The organism is Streptomyces sp. NPDC028711 (genome assembly GCF_055565415.1).
This window is the reverse complement of record NZ_JBVHUJ010000008.1, coordinates 233404-253557: the sequence shown is the minus strand read 5'-3', so window position 1 is coordinate 253557 and position 20154 is coordinate 233404. Positions and strand designations below refer to the sequence as shown.

Below are 20154 nucleotides of genomic sequence, written 5' to 3'. Positions count from 1 at the left end.
GGTCAACTCCCTTGAGCTTACCGGGAGTACGGGCCCAGTTCCGTTCCGTACAGCTCGCCGTAGGAGGGGAAGTCCCCGCCGGACCCGCGCCGGCCACCGGGGGCGGCGAGCACCGCCCGCACGATCGCCCGGGTCACCAGGTCCGCGCCCGCCGCGAGGACCTCGTTCAGGGCGAGCGGACCGGGGCCCTCCGGCAGCTCCCGGGCGCCGGTGGCCAGCGCGAAGACGGTGTCCCCGTCGTTCATGAGGTGCACCGGGCGCAGGGCCCGCGCGATGCCGTCGTGCGCCGTGCCCGCGACCTTCTGCGCCTGGGCCCGGGTCAGCACGGCGTCCGTCGCGACGACGGCGAGCGTGGTGTTCAGCGGGGGAGGGGCGCTCGCGGCCCGCGCCTCCGCGAGGCGCCGCACGGCCGCCTCGTGGACGGCCGGCGCGGGGAGGGGCGGCGGGCCGCCCTCGGCGTGGTAACTCCCGTACAGCGCGCCCGTGGCCGGATCGACGGCCGAGCCCACGGCGTTCACGACGACCAGCGCGCCGACCGTGATCCCGGACTCAAGGACCGTGCTCGCCGTGCCCACGCCGCCCCTGAGGCCGCCGACCACCGCGCCGGTGCCCGCGCCGACCGCGCCCGTCTCCACGCGCGCGTGGTCGCCGCTCGCGTCGGCCGCCTCGACCGCCGCCCGTCCCGTCGCCGCGACCGGGCGGGCCGTGAAGTCGCCGCCCCTGCCCAGGTCGAAGACGCATGCGGCGGGCACCACCGGCACCACGTGGGAGGGGTCGGGCCCCACCCGCACGCCCCGGTGCCGTTCCTCGAGCCAGGCCATCACCCCGGCGGCGGAGTCGAGCCCGTACGCGCTGCCGCCGGTGAGCACGACGGCGTCGATCCGCTGGACGACGTTCCGGGGGTCGAGCGCGTCCGTCTCCCGCGTACCAGGGCCCCCGCCCCGTACGTCCACGGCGGCGACGACCCCGCCCTGCGGCGCCAGCACCACCGTGGTGCCGCTGAGCGCCCCGTCCCCTTCCACGCGCGCGTGCCCCACGCGCAGCCCACCGACATCGGTGATGCCGTCCCGGCGGTAGGTTCCCTCGGGCTGTGTCATGCCCCCTGCCTACCACGGGGATCGCGCGTCGCCGGGTTCCGGGCCGTCAGGGTCACACCGACCGCGACCGTGGTCGCCGCGACGAGGCCCGCGGCCAGGACCGCCCAGCGGCCCGCGAACGAGCACAGCAGGATCAGGAGCGCGGAGACGGGCAGGACGAGCTGCTGCGCGATGCCGACCTTGAAGTAGCGGGCGTGCAGCAGCCAGACCGACAGCAGGAACACGGCCGACGGGATCGTCACCGACGCCGAGGCGGCCAGGGTGGAGATGTGCGCCTTGCCCACGGCCTGCTCCACGGCGATCTCCAGGCCCGCGCCGACGGCGGCGGCGGACGCGAAGATCACGTAGTGGCCGTAGCCCCACAGGAAGCCCTGGCGGCTGGAGTTCAGGCGGTCGTGCGCGGGGACGACGAAGTAGATCCACCAGGCGGCGAAGACCAGCAGCAGACCGCCGGCGGCGATCGGCAGCAGCTCGCCGAGGGCGTCGTTCTCGACGATGCCGGACTTCACGGCGACGGTCGCGGCGGCGACGGTCTCACCGAGCACGATGATGGTGAACAGGCCGTACCGCTCGGCGATGTGGTGCGGATGCCAGGTGCTCGGCTTGGCCTTCTCCGCGTACAGGGGTACGGCCAACTCGGCCAGCGCCATGACGAGGAAGACCCAGGGGCGGGCCGGCTCCGGCACGAGGATCAGTGCGAGCCAGCCGATCTGACAGGCGATGACCCCGCCCGCGTACCGCCGGCACATGGTCCGCTCGGCGGGCTCCGTGGCGTGGTGGGCCGCGCGCAGCCACTGGGTGGCGAGCGCGAGCCGCATGACGAGGTAGCCGAGGTAGACGACGAGGAAGTCGTGCTGCTCGGCGGCCCGTGAGACGCCGGCCGCGAGGACGAGGACGCCGGCGATCTGGACGAGGGTGACGACCCGGTAGAGGACGTCGTCGTTGTCGTACGCGGAGGCGAACCACGAGAAGTTCATCCACGCCCACCAGATGGCGAAGAAGATCATCGCGTAGGTGGTGATCCCCTCGCCGGCGTGCCCCTCGGCCACCGCGTGCACGAGCTGCGCGCCCGCCTGGGCGACGGCGACGACGAAGCACAGGTCGAAGAAGAGCTCCAGCGGTGTGGCCGCCCGGTGGGACTCCTCACGGGAGCGTGCGGTGAGGGGAAGGAACGGTTGTGTCATGACCCCAGCACATCAGAATCGGAGACTCTCGCGCGCGCAAAACAGGACGAAAGTGACCGTACGGACTTACCGTGACCGCGTGACCGAGCCACCGAAGACAGCCGAGCCGCCCCCCGCACCCGCCCCGGGCCCCGCGCCCGGCAGCACGGCCGCCGACATCCCCGCGCCGCAGTCTCCGGCCGCCGTACGCCGCCGCGCCGCCCTCGCCGGCACCGCCGTCTCCGTCCTGCTGATCCTCGCGATCGTCTTCGGCAGCCGACTGCTCCGCGACTTCGACTCGGCCCTCCTGCCCTACGCCGTCGCCACCGTCTTCCTCGCCTTCGGCGTCGCCTACCGCTACACCGTCTGGGTCTCCGCCCCCGGCGCCCGCCGCCTCTTCACGCAGGGCCGGCGCTCCTTCTTCTCCGCCGCGAACTTCCGCAGGGCACCCACCGCCCTCCCGAGGATGATCGCCACCTACCTCGGCTTCCAGAAGTTCCTCGGCGCCCGCTCCCACGCCCGCTGGGCCGCCCACCAGCTCATCTTCTGGGGCTGCCTGCTCGCCGCCGCGATCACCTTCCCGCTCACCTGGGGCTGGTTCACCTTCACCTCCGCCACCGGCTCGGGCCCCGGCTACGAGATGCGGATCTGGGGCTTCGAGATCGTCGGCTTCGACGCCCTCGGCGTCCTCGGATGGCTCATGTTCCACGGCCTCGACATCGCCGCCGTCCTCGTCATCGCGGGCGCCGCCTACTTCCTCCGGCGCCGCATGAAGGACCGGGGAGCCGTCACCGGCCAGCGCTTCGCCTATGACTTCGTACCGCTGATCGCCCTCGTCGTCATCTCGGTGACCGGGCTCCTGCTCACCTTCTCGTCGGTCTTCCTGCACGGCGGCGGCTACGAGTTCCTCGCGATCCTCCACATGGTGTCCGTCGTCTTCACCCTCATCTACATCCCCTTCGGGAAGTTCTTCCACATCGTGCAGCGGCCCGCCGCCGTCGGCATGCAGCTCTTCAAGTACACCTCCCGCCGCACCGACGAGCAGGTGCTCACCTGCCGCCGCTGCCACGAGCCCATCGACACCGCCCCGTACGTGGAGAACCTCAAGGGCACCATGCGCGACCTCGACCTGGGCTTCGACGAGTGGGCCGAGTACTGCCCCCGCTGCAAGCGCGTCCTCCGCGGCAACGCCTACCTCGACCACGTCAAGAAGGGTTTCCGATGACGGCGACCGACCCCGCGACCACCCCCGGGCAGCCGGTGCCGCTCGACCCCTCCCTCGCCCCGCCCGGCACCCGCGCCTTCCGCGACGCCGGCGGCATCCCCGCCGACCGCTGGCACGCCGACCAGAACGGCGAGACCCTCGTCCCCACCCACTGCTGCTTCTGCGGCGTCCAGTGCGGCATGTACCTCCGGGTCGACTGCGGCGGCAAGGTCTTCGGCGTCGAACCCCGCAACCACGACATCAACCGGATGCGGCTCTGCCCCAAGGGCATCAACGCCTACCAGCAGGTCAACCACCCCGACCGGCTCACCGCACCACTCATGCGCCGGAACCGCGACGAGGAGTTCCGGGAGGTCGGCTGGGACGAGGCCCTCGACCACACCGTCGCCGAGATCCGCCGCATCCAGGGCGAGTACGGCAACGACGCCTTCGGCCTCCTCGGCGGCGCCAGCCTCTACTCCGAGAAGACCTACCTCGTCGGCAAGCTCGCCCGGGTCGCCCTCAAGACGCGGCACGTCGACTACAACGGACGCCTCTGCATGGTCTCCGCCGCCGGCGCCAACAAACTCGCCTTCGGCATCGACCGCGCCGGCAACCCGTTCTCCGACATCCTCCTCACCGACTGCCTCCTCATCGCCGGCTCCAACGTCGGCGAGTGCTTCCCCGTCATGACCCAGTACCTGTGGGGAGCCCGCGACCGGGGCGCCACCCTGATCGTCGTCGACCCCCGCGAGACCGCCGTCGCGCGCACCGCCGACATCCACGTCGCCCTCAAGCCCGGCACCGACTCCGCCTTCTTCAACGCCGTCCTCCACGTCGTCGTCGAGGAGGGCCTCACCGACGAGACCTACCTCGCCGCCCACACCACCGGCTGGGAGGAGGTGAAGAAGACCGTCGCCGACTACCCGCCCTCCCGCGCCGCCGGGATCTGCGGCGTCCCCGAGGAGCAGATCGTCCAGGTCGCCCGCATGTTCGCCGGCGCGGGCAAGGCCATGGCCTGGCACGCCCGCGGCGTCGAGCACCACTCCCAGGGCGTCGAGAACTGCCTCACGATCATCAACCTCTGCGCCGCCACCGGGAACATCGGCAGGCCCGGCGCCGGATACGGCACCATCACCGGCCAGGGCAACGGCCAGGGCGGCCGCGAGCACGGTCAGAAGTCCGACCTCCTCCCCGGCGGCCGGTCCATCACCAACCCCGAGCACCGCCGTCAGATCTGCGAGATCTGGGGCATCGACGAGACCGAACTGCCACCCGCCGGAACCTCCATGATGGAGATGGTCCGGCAGATGCGGCGCAAGGAGATCCGCGGTCTCATCGGCATCTGCAACAACCCCTTCGTCTCGCTCCCCCACTACGCCACCGTCAAGGACGGCTACGACACCCTCGATTTCCACGCCCAGTTCGACTTCTTCCTCTCCGAGACCGCGGCCAACGCGCACGTGGTCTTCCCCGTCACCGTGTGGGCCGAGGACGAGGGCGTCATGGCCAACGCCGAGGCCAGGGTCGTCAAGCACAACAAGGCCCAGGAACCCCCCGCCGGCGTCCGCACCGACACCTGGGTCATGTGCGAGATCGCCCGGCGGCTCGGCGCCGGCGACAAGTTCGACTTCCCCGACTCCCGCTCCGTCTTCGAGGAACTCCGGATCGCCTCCGCCGGAACCGTCAACGACTACTACGGCATCACCTACGAACGCCTGGAGGAGACCGGCGGCATCTCCTGGCCGTGCCCCGCCACCGACCACCCCGGCACCCCCCGCCTCTTCGAGGACGGCCGCACCTACCACCCCGACGGCATGATCCATCTGCAGGTCGTCGAATGGCACCCGCCGATGGACCCGTACAGCGAGGAGTTCCCGCTGTCGCTGACCACCGGCCGGACCGTCGCCCACTTCCTCTCCGGCAACCAGACCCGCCGCCTCGGCGCCCTCGTCGAACAGACCCCCCGCCCCTGGGTCGAGGTCCACCCCTCCCACGGCTTCCGCAACGGCGACCCCGTCCGGGTCGTCACCCGCCGCGGCAGCGAGGTCTTCCCCGCCCTCGTCACCGAGGCCATCCGCCCCGACACCGTCTTCATCCCGTACCACTGGCCCGTCCCCACCGCGGCCAACGCCCTCACCGTCGACGCCCTCGACCCGCGCTCCAAGATCCCGGAGTACAAGGTCTGCGCCGCCCGCATCGAGCCCGCCCCGCACGTCGACGAGGTCCCGGCCCCGCCCACCGCCCCCGGACACCGGGCCTACCCGGAGACCCAGGTCTCCCGCACCGACCCGCTGCCCCCCACCTCCCCCCAGGGCCGCGGCACCTCGGAGAGGAGCTGACCCGCACATGATGGGCCGCACGATCTTCATCGACCCGGGCCGCTGCATCGGCTGTCAGGCCTGCGTCTCCGCCTGCCGCGAATGCGACTCCCACCGCGGCAAGTCGATGATCCACCTCGACTACCCCGACGAGGGCCACTCCGTCGCCTCCCTCCCGACCGTCTGCATGCACTGCGAGGACCCCGTCGCCCCCTGCGCCGAGGTCTGCCCCGCCGACGCGATCCTCGTGACCGCCGACGGCGTGGTGCAGCAGGCCGACACCACCCGCTGCATCGGCTGCGCCAACTGCGTCAACGCCTGCCCCTTCGGCGTCCCCAAGATCGACCTCCAGGCGAAGCTCCAGATGAAGTGCAACCTCTGTTACGACCGCACCGCCTACGGCCTCGCCCCGATGTGCGCCACCGTCTGCCCCACCGGCGCCCTCTTCTACGGAACCCTCGAAGAGCTCCAGGCGGAACGCCCCGGCGTCCAGGTGGCCGACTCCTTCACCTTCGGCTCCACCACCGTCTCCACCGGCGTGGCGATGGTCGTCCCCGCCGACAAGGTCCAGTGGCCGGTGCCCGGCGGCCTTCCCGTCGTCGAGATCAATGGAAGGGACGTCCGTTGAGCGTCACCGACCCCCAGCCGCCCGCCGCGGACCCCGGAGCGGACGCGGCCAGGGAGGCGCTCCACGACCGGATCGCCGCCGACTCCCTCACCACCCGCCGCGACTACCTGCGGATCGTCGCCACCGTCTCCGGTGGCCTCGCCGTCGGCGGTGTCGCCGTCGCCTCCGGCATCCTCCACCGGCACGGAGACAGCGAAGGGGCGCCCGAGGTCAGGAAGATCGCCGACCGGATCGAGCCGGGGGAGTCGCTCGCCTTCCGCTATCCGGGCGCCGAGGACCGGGCGATCGCCGTCCGCATGGACGACGGCACCCTCACCGGCTACTCCGCCGTCTGCACCCACCTCGCCTGCGCCGTGCTGTGGCGCAGGGAGCGGGGCAGCGAGGGCGAGCTGTACTGCCCCTGCCACGAAGGCGTCTTCGATGCCCGTACGGGAGAGGTCACCGCGGGCCCGCCGCCGAGAGGCCTGCCGAAGGTGCTGCTCGTCGAGCAGGCCGACGGCAGCGTCTGGGCCGTCGGCACCGCCCGCTCGGGCGAGAGCGCCGTCGAGGGCTTCTGCCGCCAGAACGGCGAGGACCGCCCCGGCTGCCCCGGCGCCGCCGGAGGCCCGGCCCGGACGGCGCCGGAGAGGAGTGACCGGCCATGACGGACACCCCGTCCCCCCACGACCCGGAGGCCCCGCGCCCGCCCGCGTACACCCCCGGCAGCGCGCAGCCACGGCTGAACCGGCCCGTGCGCGAGAGGTATCCGCAGATCCGCCCCACCAGCGGATACGGCGATCCCCGCGTCCGGCACACCGGGCCGGGGCCGGGAGCCGGTACGGAGCAGGAGCCGGAACGCTCCTCGAAGCTGTCCGCCCGTCTGGCGCTGGCCCTCACGGTCGTCATCGGCCAGCTCTGGGCGCTGACGACCGTGGTGGACGAGTGGATGACGGGCGACACCGGCACCGCGTGGTGGGGCGCGGGCTTCCTCGTCCTGTCGTTCCTGGTGGTGCTCGGCCTCTGGCTGGCGGACCCGAAGGACCGTTGAACCGAAGGGCGCGGACGAGTTCCGGAAGTCCGCAGATCAGAGAGGTGCGGGGCGGGAAGGCGGGCGTACCCTGAAGGTATGAGCACCGCCCCCGCCCACGGACCGCGAGACGCGAAGCGGCCCGGCCCGCATCCCACGACCGAGACGAAGCCGGTACTCGTCTTCGACGATCCGCTGGACCAGCAGTCCGCGGACGACACGGACCGTGGGTGGGGCGAGCGGCCTCCGGCCGGCGGCGACAGCGCCACCGACCTCGCGCGCTTCCTCGACGAGAAGCCGCCGCACCACCTCTGAGCCCGGCACGTCGTGCAGGTCAGGAGGTGGGGTGCGCCCCCGAACCGCCGCCCGTCCCCGAGCCACCGCCCGTGCCGGCTCCCGTTCCCGTTCCCGAGGACGGGCCGCGCTGCGCGACGAGGTGGTCGCGGATCTCCTTGAGCACCTCCAGCTCGCTGATCTCCATGGTCTCGGCGACGCCCTCCTTCGCCTTGTCGTGCGCGGCACGCTTGGCGAGGATCTTGGCCATCGGCAGGACCATCAGAAAGTAGACGACCGCCGCGGTGATCAGGAAGCTCAGGACCGAGCTGAGGACCGTGCCCCACATGATCGGGATGCCGGAGACCGCGTTGCCCGCGTCGTCGACCTGGCAGGGGCCCTTGAGGCAGGACTGGTAGCTCTCCAGGTCCTTCGTACCGAAGGCACCCACGAGCGGGTTGATGACTCCCTTGACCACCGAGTTCACGATGTTGGTGAACGCGGCACCGATGACGACCGCCACCGCGAGATCGATCACGTTGCCACGCATCAGGAAGGCTTTGAAGCCCGCCATCACGCTTTCCTTCTTCTCGGCCACCAAGGCGCCTTTCGTTGTGTGTGCTGCTGTGTGCGCAGCCATTAGGCCGCGAACGACGCAGAGGCGTCCAATCCGTACACTCGGAACGGTGACTTGACAGGGTGTCCGTGCGAATCAGCACACCGTCACCGCCAGTTGTGAGGTGACACCGGCACCCGCGAGGGCCGTCGCCGTCGACCGCGGCACGGACAGGACGACGAGCGCCCCTCCGTCCGAACGAGTCTCGCCCGGGTGCGGTACTTCGGCCACTCGGGCGCCCGAGGCCACCACCCGGGCCTCACCCCCCGCGCCCAGCGCCGAGTTGGGCGCGGCGATCACATCGACCCGGTCACCGGGGCGGAGCAGCCGTACGGTCGCGGCGTCGGCGATCCGTACCGGAGCGGACACCAGGCGGACGGCGACGGACGGCCGCGCGCGGGCGGCGACGGTGGCGGCCTGCGGCCCTCCGGCGTCGGGCGGTGGCGCCGCCGGGGCGCCGCTCGCCACGGCGAGGGCGGCCGCCGCGAGCGCGAGGAGCACCGCCGGAGCCCACCGCCCCCGCCGCAGCGCCCGCCGCAGCCGGCGCCGGGCACCCCGTACCCGAAGGGGTTCGAAGACCGGCACCGCACACGGCGCCGGAACGGAGGGGTGAGGGGAGCTGCCGGAAGGGACAGAGGGGACAGCGGGGCTGGGAGAGGGAAAAGGAGACGTCATCGCGGGTACCGCCCGTCCTGGTCGGGAGTGGGATGCGCTCCCACTCTCCCGGCCCCGCCGCGTCCCCGCTCCGGCCTGGGTATCACCCGGCGCCTGTGGACAACTCCCTCACCCCTCAGGGCGATTCACGGCAGCTCGATCCCCAGGTCCCAGCCGTCGTGCGCCCGCGTGCACAGGCAGTCCCGGTCCACGGTCGCCGGCAGCGCGCCCACCGCGTCGAACAGCACCTCGCGCAGCCGCCCCACGTTCTCGCCGAACACCCGCAGCACCTCCGTGTGGGAGACGCCCTCGCCGGTCTCGGCGCCCGCGTCCAGGTCGGTGACGAGCGCGAGGGAGGTGTAGCAGAGGCCCAGTTCGCGGGCGAGGACGGCCTCGGGGTGTCCGGTCATGCCGACGACCGACCAGCCGGCGGCCGCGTGCCAGCGGGATTCCGCCCGGGTGGAGAAGCGGGGCCCCTCGACCACGACCATCGTGCCGCCGTCGACCGGCTCCCAGCCCCGCCCCCTCGCGGCCTTGACGGCGACCCGCCGCCCGTCGGGGCAGTAGGGGTCGGCGAAGGTCACGTGGACGACGCGGGGCACGGCCCCGTCCGCCCGCCGCTCCCCGTCGAAGTAGGTCTGCGCGCGGGCCTTCGTACGGTCGACGAGCTGGTCGGGGACGACGAGCGTGCCCGGCCCGTACTCCTCGCGCAGCCCGCCGACGGCGCAGGGCCCGAGGATCTGCCGTACGCCCACGGAACGCAGCGCCCACAGGTTGGCGCGGTAGTTGATGCGGTGGGGCGGGACGCTGTGGCTCCGGCCGTGCCGGGGGAGGAAGGCGACCCGCCGGCCGGCGATCTCGCCGAGGAAGAGGGAGTCGCTGGGGCTGCCGTAGGGGGTGTCGACGGACACCTCCGTGACGTCCTCCAGGAACGAGTAGAAGCCGGATCCGCCGATCACACCGATGTCCGCGTACGCGTCGTGGGTCGCCATGCGGATCACCCTATGCGCGGGTCCCGGAAACGCCGAGGGCCCCCTCGCACACGGCGAGAGGGCCCTCGGGAAGAGCGGTGATCAGGCGGCCGAGCTTCCGGTGCCCGACGAGGACGTCGAGGAGGCGGAAGAGGAGGCCGACGCGGTCGACGCGGCGGGCTTCGCGTCCGACGTCGAGGACGTCGAAGAGGAGGCCGCGGGGGTCGACGGCTTCGCCGAGGCCGGCGAGCTGCTGGACGACGAGCCGCGGCTGTCGTTCCGGTAGAAGCCGGATCCCTTGAAGACGATGCCGACGGCCGAGAACACCTTCTTCAGGCGGCCCTTGCAGCTGGGGCACTCGGTCAGCGCGTCATCGGTGAACTTCTGCACCGCCTCGAGGCCTTCGCCGCACTCGGTGCACTGGTACTGGTAGGTCGGCACGTGTCTTCCTCCTGGCACTCACACTCATCGAGTGCTAACGACAATCCATAGTGACGTATTCCGTGGGTTCAGTCCACCGCCACCGGCACGCGGTGACCGATACCACGTGCCGCGACCCGGCTCGCCTCGGCCTGGGGACGCGGCTTGAGCCGCGACCGCAGGGCGAGGAGCGTGGCCAGGGCGAGCGCCGTGCCCGCCATCGGCACCAGGAACCCGGTGCTCGCGCCATGGGCGTCGGCGAGGCGGCCGGCGACCGTGACGGCGGCGGCCTGGCCGAGCGCGACGGCGCCGGTGAGCCAGGTGAACGCCTCGGTACGGGCGGACGCCGGGATCAGGGTCTCGACGATGGTGTAGCCGGTGATCAGGGCGGGGGCGATGCACAGACCCACGACCAGGCCGAGGGCGCCGAGCAGCAGCACCGAGTGCGTCGTCCACAGCAGGGAGGCGGCGACGGTGAGGCCCGCGTACCCGAGGATCAGGCGGCGGCGGGGGCCGGTCTTCCAGGCGACGGCGCCCATGGCGAGCCCGGCGAGCATGTTGCCGGCGGCGAAGACCCCGTACAGGAGGCCGTTGGCGCCGGGGTTGCCGATCTCCTCGGTGAAGGCGGTCAGGGAGACCTGCATGCCGCCGAAGACGGAGCCGATGCCGAGGAAGGCGACGATCAGGACGCGGACGCCGGGGATGGAGAGGGCCGAGCGGCGGGGCTCGGCGGAGGCGGCCGCGGCGATGCCGAACGCGGGCTGGGTGGCGCGCTGGGCGGCGAAGAAGAGTCCGCCGACGAGGGTGAGGGCGGCCTCGGCGATCAGGCCGGCGGCCGGGTGGACGCCGGTGCACAGGGCGGTGGCGAGGACCGGTCCGACGACGAACGTGAACTCGTCCGTGACCGACTCGAAGGCCGCGGCCGTCGGCATCAGCGGGGTGCCGTCCAGCTTGGCGGCCCAGCGGGCCCTGACCATCGGACCGACCTGGGGCACGGAGGCACCGGCGGGCACGGCGGCCAGGAACAGCGCCCAGAGCGGGGCGCCGGCCAGGGCGAGCACCACGAGCAGGGAGACGGACGCGGTGTGGACGAGGACGCCGGGGATGAGGACGGCGCGCTGGCCGAAGCGGTCGGCGAGCTTGCCGCTCTGCGGCGCGAACAGCGCCATGGAGACGCCGGTGACGGCGGCGACCGCGCCGGCGCTGCCGAAGGAGCCGGTGGTGTGCTGGACGAGCAGGACGATGCCGATGGTCAGCATCGCGAAGGGCTGCCGTGCGGCGAAGCCGGGGAGCAGGAAGGACAGCGCACCGGGTGTGCGCAGCAGCCGGCCATAGCCGGGCCGCTTGTCCGAGTTGACCGTGGACGCCACGGTCCTGGCCTTTCTGCCGCCTGGTAGCGCGCCCCTGCACGGTGGTGCGGGTGTCGCCGAGAGCTGTCCTCATGCGCGTTACTGCGGTAGATACCGGGCCGGCCCCACTGTGGAGGGGCGCCACGGCCGCCATACGGTCGCGCCAGCTCTGCGTCAGGCAGAGTTGGTTCGATCAGGTGTGCCTTCATGGTACAGGGAAGAGCGCCTTCCTGCCTGGGAAACGCTCCCGCCCCCGAATCGATGCCTCCGATCAACCGGATGTTCGCTCAGCCGGAGGGCTTTTTCTCGTGGTGACCGTGGCCGTGTCGGTGGAAGCGCAGTGCCGCCCCGTCGGGGGCCGAGGCCGCCGTGGCGCCGCCCGTGCCCAGCCAGCCGGCGAGCTTGCCGCCCTGGCCGACCGCGCGCAGCCGCCGCTCGGTGGCGTCCCGTACGGGGTCGGTGGCGACGACCAGGAGTTCGTCGCCGCGCCGCAGGACGGTGGCGGGCCCCGGTACGAAGCTCTTCTCCTCGCGTACGACGAGGGTGACGGCAGCTCCGGCCGGGAGGCGCAGCTCGGCGACCTCGACGCCGTGCATCCGGGATCCCTCCGGGATGGCGACGGAGAGCAGGTGGCCGCGGAGCCGCTCCAGGGGGGCGGACTCGACGCCGAGGTCGGAGGCTCCGTCGGAGTCGCCGAGCCTGAGGGCCTTCGCGAGCCAGGGAAGCGTCGGCCCCTGGACGAGGGTGTAGACGACGACGAGGACGAAGACGATGTTGAAGACCCGCTCGCTGCCCTCGATCTCCGTCACCATCGGGATGGTGGCGAGAATGATGGGGACGGCTCCGCGGAGTCCCGCCCAGGACATGAGCGCCTGTTCCTGCCAGGGGATGCGGAAGGGCAGCAGGCTGACCAGGATCTCCATGGGCCGCGCGACCACGGTCAGGACCAGGCCGATGACGACGGCGGGCCAGAAGTCGTGGATGAGCTCGCTCGGGGTGACGAGCAGGCCGAGCAGGACGAACATGCCGATCTGGGCGATCCAGCCGAGTCCCTCGGCGAAACCGCGGTTCGCGGGCGCGTGCGGCAGCTTGGCGTTGCCGAGGATCATCGAGGCGAGGTAGACGGCGAGGAAGCCGGAGCCGTGGGCCATGGCACCGGCGGCGTACGCGACGACGGCGATGGCCATGACGGCGATCGGGTAGAGGCCGGAGGCGGGCAGCGCGACGTGCCGGAGGCCGTAGGCGCCGAGGAAGCCGACGGTGAGGCCGACGGCGACGCCGATGGCGAGTTCGAGGGCGATCGTGCCGACGAGGACGTACCAGTGGTCGACGGGCCCCGCGGTGGAGAAGGCGACGACGAGGATGACGACGGGGGCGTCGTTGAAGCCGGACTCGGCCTCCAGGACGCCGGTGACCCGTGACGGCAGGGGCACCTTGCGCAGTACGGAGAAGACGGCGGCGGCGTCGGTGGAGGAGACGACGGCGCCGATGATCAGCGCCTGCCGCCAGTCGAGGCCGACGAGGTAGTGGGCGGCGGCGGCCGTGATGCCCACGCTGACGGCGACGCCCACGGTGGAGAGGACGACCGCGGCGGGCAGCGCCGGCTTGATCTCCTTCCACTTCGTGCCGAGGCCACCCTCGGCGAGGATCACGACGAGGGCGGCGTAGCCGATGACCTGCGTCAGCTCGGCGTTGTCGAAGGCGACGTTGCCGATGCCGTCCTGGCCGATGGCGATGCCGATGCCGAGGTAGAGCAGCAGGCTGGGGAGCCCGCTCCGGGACGAGATCCGTACGGCCGCGACTGCGATCAGCAGCACGAGGGAGCTGATGAGCAGGAGTTCGTTGAGCTGGTGGACAGTCAGTGGCCGTTCCTTCCCCTCACATGCAGCTGGATCGTTCCTCCAGCGGCCGACACTTCGTTACCTTACCTAATCTTTAACGTTTTCTTGACGCCTTCTTTGCGTCCCCTCGATCATCCGTACGGTTCTCTTCCTGACACCGCGTCCGGGCCGTTCGGACGCTGCGCCTAAGGTTGCTCCCGTACTCCAGGACCACCCTGCCCCTCGAAGGACAGCGATGCCCTCCAACACGACCGCGCCTCCCGCCAAGAAGAAAGGGCGGCGCGCCCGCCTGATCCTCCTCGTCCTGGTCCTCGCCCTGGTCGCGGGCGTCGCATACGGCGGGTACTGGGGTGTGAGCACCGTCCGGGCCTCGTTCCCGCAGACCACGGGCGAGATCCGGCTCGACAGGCTCTCGGGCGAGGTCGAGGTCAAGCGCGACGCGAACGGCGTCCCGCAGATCTACGCGGACAACGAGACGGACCTCTTCCGCGCCCAGGGCTACGTCCAGGCGCAGGACCGCTTCTACGAGATGGACGTCCGGCGGCACGTGACCGCGGGCCGGCTCTCCGAGATGTTCGGCGAGAGCCAGGTCGAGACCGACTCCTTCCTGCGCACGCTCGGCTGGCGCCGGGTCGCGCAGCAGGAGTACGACACGGTCCTGTCGGCCGAGACGAAGAAGTACCTCCAGGCGTACGCGGAGGGCGTCAACGCCTATCTGAAGGACCGGGACCCCGCCGACGTCTCCGTCGAGTACGCGGCCCTGGCCTTCACCAACGACTACGCGATCGAGCCGTGGACGCCGGTCGACTCGGTGGCCTGGCTCAAGGCGATGGCCTGGGACCTGCGCGGCAACATGCAGGACGAGATCGACCGCTCGCTGATGACGAGCCGGCTGAGCGCGAGCCAGATCAAGCAGCTGTACCCGGAGTACCCGTACGCGCTCCACCAGCCGATCGTCGGTCAGGGCGCGGTCGACGAGGACAGCGGGAAGTTCGACCCGAAGGCGAAGGGCGACGAGGGCGACGGGGCGACCACCGGCGAGACCCCGGGCACCGGCCCGGACTCCTCCGGCTCCTCCGGCTCCTCCGGCTCCGGTGACTCCTCCGGCTCCGGCTCCTCTGACTCCTCCGGTTCCTCGCAGGGCATCGAGTCCCAGCTCGGGGCGCTCTCCGAGGTCCTCGACGGCATCCCCGCCCTCCTCGGCCCCAACGGCAACGGCATCGGCTCGAACTCCTGGGTCGTCTCGGGCGACTACACGACCTCCGGCAAGCCGCTGCTCGCCAACGACCCGCACCTCGCGCCCCAGCTGCCGTCCCTCTGGTACCAGATGGGTCTGCACTGCCGCTCGGTCTCGGCGACCTGCCGTTACGACGTCTCGGGCTACACCTTCTCCGGCATGCCCGGTGTGATCATCGGACACAACGACAAGATCGCCTGGGGGCTCACCAACCTCGGCGCCGACGTCACCGACCTCTTCCTGGAGAAGATCGGCCCCGACGGCTACCTCGTCGACGGCAAGACCAAGCCCTTCATCACCCGCGAGGAGACCATCAAGGTCGCCGGCGGCAGCGACCGGAAGATCACCGTCCGCTCCACCGGCCACGGCCCGCTCGTCTCCGACCGCTCCGCCGAGCTGGAGAAGGTCGGCCAGAAGGCCCCCGTCGGCAACTCGGCCCCCGACCGCAGCACCGGCTACGGCGTCTCCCTCCAGTGGACCGCCCTCCAGCCGGGCAGGTCGATGGACGCGATCTTCGCGATCGACCGCGCCAAGGACTTCGCCACCTTCCGGGCCGCCGCCAAGAACTTCGAGGTCCCCTCGCAGAACCTGGTCTACGCCGACACCGAGGGCCACATCGGCTACCAGTCCCCGGGCAAGATCCCGCAGCGCTCCAAGGGCTTCGACGGCACCGTCCCGGCGCCCGGCTGGGACTCCTCGTACCAGTGGAAGGGGTACATCCCCTTCGAGAAGCTGCCCTACGAGTACGACCCGGAGCGCGGCTACATCGTCACCGCCAACCAGGCCGTCATCGACCCGAAGACCTACCCCGACCTGCTCACCAAGGACTGGGGCTACGGCTCCCGCAGCCAGCGGATCAACGACCTCATCGAGTCGAAGACCAAGGACGGCGGAAAGATCTCGCCGGACGACATGCGGACCATGCAGACGGACAACCGCAGCGAGATCGCGACCCTGCTCAACCCGCTCCTGCTGAAGATCGACATCGCCGACCCGTACGTCCGCGAGGCGCAGAAGCTCCTGGAGGGCTGGGACTACACCCAGGAACCCGACTCGGCCGCCGCCGCCTACTTCAACGCGGTCTGGCGCAACGTCCTCAAGCTGTCCTTCGGCGACAAGCTGCCCAAGGAACTGCGCGCCGAGGGCGACTGCATCAACGTGCGCCCGGCCGACGCCACCGGCCCGGTCGACGAGCAGAACAAGCTCGTCCGCGAGTGCGGCCAGCGCGACCCCGACTCGGCGCAGCCGGACGGCGGCGACCGCTGGTACGAGGTGGTCCGGCCGCTCCTCAAGCAGGAGAAGAGCGAGTGGTGGGTCACCCCCGGCAACCGCACCGACCAGGCCACCGAGACCCGTGACCAGCTGCTCGCCCGCGCCATGAAGGACGCGCGCTGGGAGCTGACCGCCAAGCTCGGCAAGGACGTCTCCACCTGGAGCTGGGGCCGGCTGCACCAGCTGACCCTCGAGAACCAGACCCTCGGCACCGCCGGACCCGACGCCGTACGGCGGATGCTCAACCGCGGTCCGTGGAACCTGGGCGGCGGCGAGGCGGCCGTCGACGCCACCGGCTGGAACGCGGCCGGCGGCTACGAGGTCATCTGGGTGCCGTCGATGCGGATGGTGGTCAACGTCGGCGACTGGGACAGGTCCCGGTGGATCAACCTGACCGGGGCCTCCGGCCACGCCTTCCACTCCCACTACACCGACCAGACGGACGCCTGGGCGAGGGGCGATCTCTACGACTGGCCCTACGGCAAGGCGGCGGTCGACGCGGCCACGAAGGACACGCTGGTCCTCAAGCCGTAGGCGCCGCGGCCACGAGGGCCACGCCGGTCCTCAAGCCGTGGGCGCCGCGGAGAAGCGGGTGACCCCCTCCGGGGTCACCACCGCGTGCACGGGGTGGTCGTGCGGTTCCTCCGGGACCCGGGCGACCACCTCGTCCGCGTAGAGGAGCACCACCAGGGCGGGGTCCTTGCGCGCGCGTGCGAGCCGGGCGAGCACCCGGTCGTACGAGCCGCCGCCCCGCCCGAGTCGCATCCCGCGCGCGTCGACCGCGAGCCCCGGCAGCAGGACGGCGTCCGCGGCGCACACGGCGTCCGGACCGAGCCGGGGCCCCATCGGTTCGAGGAGGCCCCTGCGGGCCTTCGCGAGCCGCTCGGGACCCTCGTACGCGGCCCAGTCCAGGTCGTTGTCGGGGAGCAGGACGGGCAGCAGGACCCGCACCCCGCGCGCGTGGAGCGCGTCGAGCAGCGCGCGCGTGCCCGGCTCGCGGCCCACCGACACATAGGCGGCGACGGTGGACGCCTCGGTGAGCTCGGACAACTCCACTCCGTGTCGGGCGAGGGCCTCGGCCGTCCGCGTCAGGGTGGCGGCGTCCAGGGCGGCGCGGACGCCCAGAAGTCGACTGCGCAGCAGGGTCTTTTCGGACATCTCAGGGGTCATGACGGCCTCGTGTGTATACGCAAAACGCTTGCAACTGTCTTTATGCGGAGGAAGTTAACCGAACCCACATCTTCCTCTCATTCCCAACGACTAAGGTGCTCGTATGAATCAGTCGCTCCCCAGGCTCGGCCGGATCAGCAAGGCTGTCATCCCGGCCGCCGGCCTCGGCACCCGCTTCCTCCCGGCGACCAAGGCGACGCCGAAGGAGATGCTGCCGGTCGTCGACAAGCCGGCCATCCAGTACGTCGTCGAGGAGGCCGTCGCGGCCGGTCTCTCCGACGTCCTGATGATCACCGGCCGGAACAAGCGTCCCCTGGAGGACCACTTCGACCGGAACTACGAGCTGGAGGAGGCCCTGAGCCGGAAGGGCGACGACGAACGCCTCTCCAAGGTCCAGGAGTCGAGCGACCTCGCCACCATGCACTACGTCCGCCAGGGCGCCCCGCGCGGCCTCGGCCACGCCGTGCTCTGCGCCGCCCCGCACGTCGGTGACCAGCCCTTCGCGGTCCTCCTCGGCGACGACCTGATCGACCCGCGCGACCCGCTGCTCGCGCGGATGGTGGAGATCCAGGAGCGGGAGGGCGGCAGCGTGATCGCCCTCATGGAGGTCGAGCCCTCCCAGATCCATCTGTACGGCTGCGCGGCCGTCGAGCCGACCGCCGACTCGGACGTCGTGAAGGTGACGGACCTGGTCGAGAAGCCGGACGCGGACGAGGCGCCCAGCAACTACGCCATCATCGGCCGCTACGTACTGGACCCGGCCGTCTTCGGGACGCTGCGGGAGACCGAGCCGGGCCGCGGCGGGGAGATCCAGCTGACCGACGCCCTGCAGACGCTCGCCTCGGACGAGAAGATCGGCGGCCCGGTGCACGGAGTCGTGTTCAAGGGCCGCCGCTATGACACCGGTGACCGCGGTGACTATCTGCGTGCCATTGTCAGACTCGCGTGCGAACGTGAAGATCTGGGGCCGGACTTCCGGTCCTGGCTCCGGAGATACGTCAGCGAGGAGATGTAGAACCTTGAGCAGCAGCACGGCACCGTCGCCGTCCCACGACGACCACGACGACCGGGAGAAGGGCGCGCCCGACCCCTGCGCGGGCCCTGCCCGCGGTCTGTGGTCGGTGGACGAGCACCTGGCCGACATCCTCGCGACCGTCGGCCCGCTCGAACCCATCGAACTGCAACTCCTCGACGCGCAGGGCTGCGTCCTCGTCGAGGACGTGACGGTGCCGGTCGCGCTGCCCCCCTTCGACAACAGCTCCATGGACGGGTACGCGGTCCGGGTCGCCGACATCGCCGGTGCCACCGAGGAGTACCCCGCCGTCCTCACCGTCATCGGGGACGTCGCCGCGGGCGCGGAAGGACTGCCCGAGGTCGGCCCCGGTCAGGCCGCCCGCATCATGACCGGCGCCCCGCTGCCGCCCGGCGCCGAGGCCGTCGTCCCCGTCGAGTGGACCGACGGCGGCACGGGCGGGGGCGCGGCCACCGGCATGGCCGCCGCGAGCGCCGCCCCCGAGGGCGCGGCCGGCGAGGTCCGGGTACACCGCGCCGCCGAGGCCCGCGCCCACGTCCGCGCGCGCGGCAGCGACGTACGGGCGGGGGAGCTGGCCCTGGCGGCCGGCACGGTCCTCGGCCCGCCGCAGATCGGCCTGCTCGCGGCGATCGGCCGGGGCACGGTCCGGGTGCGGCCCCGCCCCCGCGTGGTCGTCATGTCCACCGGCAGTGAGCTGGTCCAGCCCGGCGAGCCGCTGGGCGAGGGCCAGATCCACGACTCCAACAGCTTCGCCCTCGCCGCGGCCGCGCGGGACGCGGGCGCCCTCGCCTACCGGGTGGGCGCCGTCGCCGACGACGCGGAGTCGCTGCGCGCCACCATCGAGGACCAGCTCATCCGGGCCGACCTGATCGTGACCACGGGCGGGGTGAGCGTCGGCGCGTACGACGTGGTGAAGGAGGCGCTGACCGCCGACGGCCAGGTCGACTTCCGCAAGCTGGCCATGCAGCCGGGCAAGCCGCAGGGCTTCGGCGCGATCGGCGCCGAGCAGATCCCGCTCCTCGCACTCCCGGGCAACCCCGTCTCCTCGTACGTCTCCTTCGAGCTGTTCGTCCGCCCCGCGATCCGCGCCCTGATGGGCGTCGAGGACCTGCACCGGCCCCGGGTGCGCGCGGAGCTCGTCGCCGACAAGGCGCTGTCGTCACCCGCAGGGCGCCGGCAGTTCCTCCGGGGGACGTACGACCCGCAGGCGGGCACGGTCACCCCGGTGGGCGGCGCCGGCTCCCACCTGATCGCGGCCCTCGCCCACGCGGACTGCCTGCTCGTGGTCCCGGAGGACACCGAGACCGTGGAGCCGGGCACGCCCCTGGAAGTGGTCCTCCTCGGCTGAGGGGGCGAGGGTGGGGGTACGGTGTCGTCCCCATACAGCGACCGGGAGTGTCACGGCGATGAGCACGCAGCAAGGTCTCACCCACATCGACGAGGCGGGCGCGGCCCGCATGGTCGACGTATCGGCGAAGGACGTCACGTCCCGCACGGCGCGCGCCAGCGGGCGGGTCCTCGTCTCGCCGCGCGTGATCGAGCTGCTGCGCGGCGAGGGCGTCCCGAAGGGCGACGCGCTCGCCACCGCGCGGATCGCCGGGATCATGGGCGCCAAGAAGACCCCGGACCTCATCCCGCTCTGCCACCCGCTCGCCGTCTCCGGCGTGACCCTGGACCTGGCGGTCACGGACGACGCGGTCGAGATCCTGGCGACGGTGAAGACCACGGACCGCACCGGCGTCGAGATGGAGGCCCTGACGGCGGTCTCCGTGGCCGCCCTGACGGTCGTCGACATGATCAAGGCGGTCGACAAGGGCGCGGTCATCTCCGACGTACGGGTGGAGGAGAAGACGGGCGGCAAGTCGGGCCACTGGACGCGGAGCGAGTCGTGACGCGCGG

The 20154-nt window shown here is 71.9% G+C and carries 19 protein-coding genes; 10 read left to right on the top strand and 9 right to left on the bottom strand.

Translation table 11 applies throughout. From position 1 onward, the window contains the following. Positions 1–17: 17 nt before the first annotated feature. The gene (locus ACZ4VK_RS24965) at positions 18–1097 is read right to left on the bottom strand and encodes a P1 family peptidase (RefSeq protein WP_468355937.1); all 1080 of its coding nucleotides are present in this window, start codon (positions 1095–1097) and stop codon (positions 18–20) included. Next, positions 1094–2281 (bottom strand): low temperature requirement protein A, encoded by a 1188-nt coding sequence (locus ACZ4VK_RS24960; RefSeq protein WP_468355934.1) that lies wholly within the window; start codon positions 2279–2281, stop codon positions 1094–1096. The genes ACZ4VK_RS24965 and ACZ4VK_RS24960 overlap by 4 nt, the downstream gene beginning before the upstream one ends. Before the next feature lie 79 nt (positions 2282–2360). On the opposite strand from ACZ4VK_RS24960, the gene ACZ4VK_RS24955 reads away from it, so the two are divergent. From ACZ4VK_RS24955 to ACZ4VK_RS24930, 6 genes are all read left to right on the top strand, one after another. Further along, a complete protein-coding gene (locus tag ACZ4VK_RS24955) occupies positions 2361–3485 on the top strand; it encodes an MFS transporter (RefSeq protein ID WP_468355931.1) in 1125 nt (374 codons plus the stop codon). Then, entirely contained in the window at positions 3482–5806 is a 2325-nt protein-coding gene (locus ACZ4VK_RS24950; RefSeq protein WP_468355928.1) for a molybdopterin oxidoreductase family protein, read from the top strand. Before ACZ4VK_RS24955 ends, ACZ4VK_RS24950 begins: the two co-directional genes overlap by 4 nt. 7 nt (positions 5807–5813) lie before the next feature. Beyond that, positions 5814–6413 (top strand): 4Fe-4S dicluster domain-containing protein, encoded by a 600-nt coding sequence (locus tag ACZ4VK_RS24945; RefSeq protein ID WP_030315529.1) that lies wholly within the window; start codon positions 5814–5816, stop codon positions 6411–6413. After that, on the top strand, positions 6410–7057 hold the full coding sequence (locus ACZ4VK_RS24940) for a QcrA and Rieske domain-containing protein (RefSeq protein WP_468355924.1): 648 nt from the start codon (positions 6410–6412) through the stop codon (positions 7055–7057). Before ACZ4VK_RS24945 ends, ACZ4VK_RS24940 begins: the two co-directional genes overlap by 4 nt. Continuing rightward, a complete protein-coding gene (locus ACZ4VK_RS24935) occupies positions 7054–7440 on the top strand; it encodes a hypothetical protein (RefSeq protein WP_468355921.1) in 387 nt (128 codons plus the stop codon). The genes ACZ4VK_RS24940 and ACZ4VK_RS24935 overlap by 4 nt, the downstream gene beginning before the upstream one ends. Positions 7441–7518: 78 nt before the next feature. Beyond that, entirely contained in the window at positions 7519–7734 is a 216-nt protein-coding gene (locus ACZ4VK_RS24930) for a hypothetical protein (protein ID WP_468355918.1), read from the top strand. A gap of 19 nt (positions 7735–7753) precedes the next feature. Here ACZ4VK_RS24930 and mscL read toward each other — a convergent pair whose 3' ends face one another. The 6 genes from mscL to ACZ4VK_RS24900 all read right to left on the bottom strand — a co-directional run bounded on the left by mscL (position 7754) and on the right by ACZ4VK_RS24900 (position 13519). Continuing rightward, entirely contained in the window at positions 7754–8290 is a 537-nt protein-coding gene (gene mscL / locus ACZ4VK_RS24925; protein ID WP_468355915.1) for a large conductance mechanosensitive channel protein MscL, read from the bottom strand. 114 nt (positions 8291–8404) lie between these two features. After that, entirely contained in the window at positions 8405–8809 is a 405-nt protein-coding gene (locus ACZ4VK_RS24920) for a hypothetical protein (protein WP_468355912.1), read from the bottom strand. A gap of 299 nt (positions 8810–9108) precedes the next feature. Continuing rightward, positions 9109–9954 (bottom strand): S-methyl-5'-thioadenosine phosphorylase, encoded by an 846-nt coding sequence (locus ACZ4VK_RS24915; RefSeq protein ID WP_468355909.1) that lies wholly within the window; start codon positions 9952–9954, stop codon positions 9109–9111. A gap of 81 nt (positions 9955–10035) precedes the next feature. Beyond that, positions 10036–10374 carry an FmdB family zinc ribbon protein gene (locus tag ACZ4VK_RS24910; RefSeq protein ID WP_468355906.1) on the bottom strand — a complete coding sequence of 113 codons (339 nt, stop codon included), beginning with the start codon at positions 10372–10374 and terminating at the stop codon, positions 10036–10038. Positions 10375–10442: 68 nt separating this feature from the next. Further along, the gene (locus ACZ4VK_RS24905; protein WP_468355903.1) at positions 10443–11723 is read right to left on the bottom strand and encodes an MFS transporter; all 1281 of its coding nucleotides are present in this window, start codon (positions 11721–11723) and stop codon (positions 10443–10445) included. Positions 11724–11989: 266 nt separating this feature from the next. Next, entirely contained in the window at positions 11990–13519 is a 1530-nt protein-coding gene (locus tag ACZ4VK_RS24900; RefSeq protein ID WP_468355900.1) for a potassium/proton antiporter, read from the bottom strand. 259 nt (positions 13520–13778) lie between these two features. Between ACZ4VK_RS24900 and ACZ4VK_RS24895 the strand changes: the two genes are divergently transcribed. After that, the gene (locus ACZ4VK_RS24895; RefSeq protein ID WP_468355897.1) at positions 13779–16586 is read left to right on the top strand and encodes a penicillin acylase family protein; all 2808 of its coding nucleotides are present in this window, start codon (positions 13779–13781) and stop codon (positions 16584–16586) included. 30 nt (positions 16587–16616) lie between these two features. On the opposite strand, the gene ACZ4VK_RS24890 is transcribed toward ACZ4VK_RS24895, so the two are convergent. Then, on the bottom strand, positions 16617–17222 hold the full coding sequence (locus ACZ4VK_RS24890; RefSeq protein ID WP_468355894.1) for a 5-formyltetrahydrofolate cyclo-ligase: 606 nt from the start codon (positions 17220–17222) through the stop codon (positions 16617–16619). Between the two features lie 103 nt (positions 17223–17325). Here ACZ4VK_RS24890 and galU point away from each other — a divergent pair, with 103 nt between their 5' ends. From galU to moaC, 3 genes are read left to right on the top strand one after another with little or no spacing between them, the layout of a single operon-like run. Next, positions 17326–18237, top strand: coding sequence for a UTP--glucose-1-phosphate uridylyltransferase GalU (galU, locus tag ACZ4VK_RS24885; protein WP_468355891.1), 912 nt, complete (start codon positions 17326–17328; stop codon positions 18235–18237). 4 nt (positions 18238–18241) lie between these two features. After that, positions 18242–19603, top strand: coding sequence for a molybdotransferase-like divisome protein Glp (gene glp, locus ACZ4VK_RS24880; RefSeq protein WP_468355888.1), 1362 nt, complete (start codon positions 18242–18244; stop codon positions 19601–19603). Positions 19604–19661: 58 nt separating this feature from the next. Next, the gene (moaC, locus tag ACZ4VK_RS24875; RefSeq protein WP_468355885.1) at positions 19662–20147 is read left to right on the top strand and encodes a cyclic pyranopterin monophosphate synthase MoaC; all 486 of its coding nucleotides are present in this window, start codon (positions 19662–19664) and stop codon (positions 20145–20147) included. The last annotated feature ends 7 nt before the right edge of the window (positions 20148–20154 follow it).